Genomic DNA, 3,215 nt, shown 5'->3' on the forward strand with positions numbered 1-3,215 from the left:
GGGCCAACAGCCTGCCCGTGAACTACGTGTGGCCGGTGCTGCTGGGCGAGCAGGGCGCGCTCTGGATTGGCACCATCGGCGGGGGGCTGCACCAGCTCACGACCGATGCGCAGGGCCGCGACGTGCTGCATTCGTACCGCGCCGACCTGCCCGAAACCGACGTGGAAAGCCTGCTGCCCGACGATGCCGGCAACCTCTGGGTGGGCGGCACGGGGCTGTACCGCTTTACGCCGGCCACCCGCCGCTACCTGCGCTACGATGTGGCCGATGGCCTGCAAAGCAACGCTTTCAAGATTGGGGCCGCCGCCCGCGGGGCCGATGGCACGCTGTTTTTTGGCGGTATTAATGGCATTACGTATTTCCAGCCGGCTGCTATTCAGGCCAATCCGTACCCGCCGGTGGTGCAGCTCACGGGGCTGCGCATTGCCAACCAGCCGGTGGCCGTGGGCCAGCCCTTCAACGGGCGGCGGGTGCTGGCCGGGCCACTGTCGGAGCCCCAGACGGTTACCATCAAGCCCGGCGAAAACGATTTTTCGGTCGATTTCGTGGCTCTGAACTACACCAACCCGCAAAAAGACCATTATGCCTACCGCCTGCTGGGCTACAACGACACTTGGGTGCGGCCCGGTCCCGGCCAGCGCACGGCCAGCTTCACCAACCTGCCGCCCGGCCGCTACACCTTGCAGGTGAAGGCCGACAACGGCGAGGGCGTGTGGGCCAAAGCGCCCGCCACGATGACGTTTGAGGTGCTCGCGCCCTGGTACAAAACCGGCTGGGCCTACCTGCTGTACGCGGCCGCGCTGCTGGGCGCGGTGGTGCTGTACCGCCGCTTCGAGATGAGCAAGCAGGAGCTGCGCAACAAGCTGACGCTGGAGCAGTTCCAGGCCGAAAAGGAAAAGGAGCTGACCAACCTCAAGCTGGGCTTTTTCACGAACGTGAGCCACGAGCTGCGCACGCCGCTGACGCTGATTCTGGGACCGATGGAGGAGATAATCGGGGCGCACGGCCCCGTGAGCGGCCTGCGCGACAAGGTGTTGCTGATGCACAAGCAAACCCGCAAGCTGCTCGACCTCGTGAACCAGCTGCTCGATTTCCGGAAGGTGGAGAGCGGGCACGTGCCGCTGCGGGCCAGCTACGGCAACGCCGTGCAGTTCATCGCCGACATCTTTTCGGTGTTCCGGCAGCAGGCCGCCGAGCGCCGCCTCACCTACACCCTCGACGTGCCCGACGAGCCAGTGCAGCTGTATTTCGACCGCAGCAAGCTCGAAATCATTCTTACCAACCTGCTGGCCAATGCCTTCAAATACACGCCCGAAGGCGGGCAGCTGACGGTGGCCGCCACCGTGGTGGGCAGCCCCGGCGGCGAGGCCGTGTTCCGCAACGGCGAGCTGGCGGGTAATTTTCTGGAAATTAATGTGGTGGATACAGGCGTGGGCATCCGGGCCGAGGAGCTGGACCGCATTTTCGACCCCTACTACCAGGCCTCGCACACCGACACGCTGCGCATGACGGGCACCGGCATCGGCTTGTCGCTGGTGCGGCAGTTTGCCGAGCGGCACGGCGGCAGCATCCACGTGGCGAGCGAGGTGGGGGCGGGCACCACGTTCCGGCTGCGGCTGCCGTTTGGCCAGGCTCACTTGCAGCGTGGCGATGTGCTGTCCGAAGCCGAGCAGCTGGAGTTGGAGGCCCTGCCTGCGCCCGCGCCCGACGACCTGTTCCTCACCAATGAACCCCTCACGCTGGCCACCCTGCCCCGCCTGCTGGTGGTGGAAGACAACGACGAGGTGCGCCAGTACCTGCAGCAACTGTTCGCCGCCGACTTTGAAATCAGCCTCGCCGCCGACGGCCTTGAAGGCTGGGACAAAGCCCTGGCCGAGCTGCCCGACCTCGTGATTTCGGACGTGATGATGCCGCGCTCCGACGGCCTGGAGCTGTGCCGCAAGCTGAAGCAGCACCCCAAAACGGCCCACATTCCGGTGCTGCTGCTCACGGCCCGCACCGCCGCCCTGCACGAAGTGGAAGGCTTCGAGCTGGGGGCCGACGACTACGTGAGCAAGCCCTTCAACCCGCTGGTGCTGCAAGCCAAAGCCGCCGCCCTGCTGCGCAACCGCGGCAAGCTGCGCGAGTTCTACCAACGCCAGCTCCTGCTTGAGCCCACCGAAATTGTCATCGCCGATGCCGACCGCACCTTCCTCGAGCAAGCCATGCGCGCCGTGGAGCAGCGCCTCGACGACCCCGCCTTCGGTGTGCAGGTGCTGGCCAGCGACCTGTGCCTGAGTCAGTCGGTGCTCTACCGCCGCATCAAGCAAATCACCGGGCAAACCACCGTCGAGTTCATCCGCGACGTGCGCATGAAGCGCGCCGCCCAGCTCCTCACCAGCACCCAGCTGCGCATCACCGAAGTCGCCGAGCAGGTCGGAGTCGAAGACGTGAAATACTTCCGCAAAACCTTTCAGAAAATCTACGGCATGGCCCCCTCCGAATACGCCAAGCAGCACCGCCCCGACCGCAACGTGGCACTGCTGGAGGCGGAAGGTGCAGAAGGGGAGGGTTGAGCGTATTAGAAAGTCCGCTGAACGTCATGCAGAGCGCAGCGAAGCATCTTTACTGCAGCAGTAATCAAGCAGATTAGCGGTAGCACGCGAGATGCTTCGCTGCGCTCTGCATGACCATTTCTACTCCTGTCAAACTCCGCGCCGCCCACACGCCAAAATACCCCGACCTGACGCCCGGGGTATTCGGTGATGTCTCTGGGGTTTCCTCAGCTTCGCCAGCAGCTGGTGGCCGTATTCGCAGCAGCAAGAAGCACACCGGCTGCCACATTCACAAACGCTGGCCGCTGGTTTTGTGTTACAAAATTGCGTAGCCAATTTCGCCGGCCGCGCGGCCGACTTTTGCCCCATGCTGTCCATCGCCTTCGCGCCCTGCTACGCGCACCCGCTGCCCGCCGGCCACCGCTTTCCCATGCTGAAATATGAGCTGCTGCCCGAGCAGCTTTTGCACGAAGGCACTGCTAACGCGGCCGACTTTTTCATGGCCCAGCCGCCGCCCGACGAAGATATTCTGCGCGTGCACGATGCCGGATACTACGCCCGCCTGCGCGCCGGCCAGCTCACGCGGCAGGAGGAGCGCGCCACCGGCTTTCCGTGGTCGCCGGAGCTGTTCGCGCGCGAAATCACCATTCTGGGCGGCACCATTGAGTGCGCGCGGCGGGC

General features: G+C 64.8%; 1 protein-coding gene and 1 pseudogene. Both read left to right on the forward strand.

Translation table 11 applies throughout. From position 1 onward, the window contains the following. Positions 1-2,555 (forward strand): ATP-binding protein (locus ACYVDE_RS18340; protein WP_460503001.1); only part of this gene is annotated, 2,555 nt, incomplete at its 5' end. 346 nt (positions 2,556-2,901) lie between these two features. Then, a pseudogene (locus ACYVDE_RS18345) lies at positions 2,902-3,215 on the forward strand (histone deacetylase); the annotation flags it as partial.

Source organism: Hymenobacter agri, from assembly GCF_054778495.1.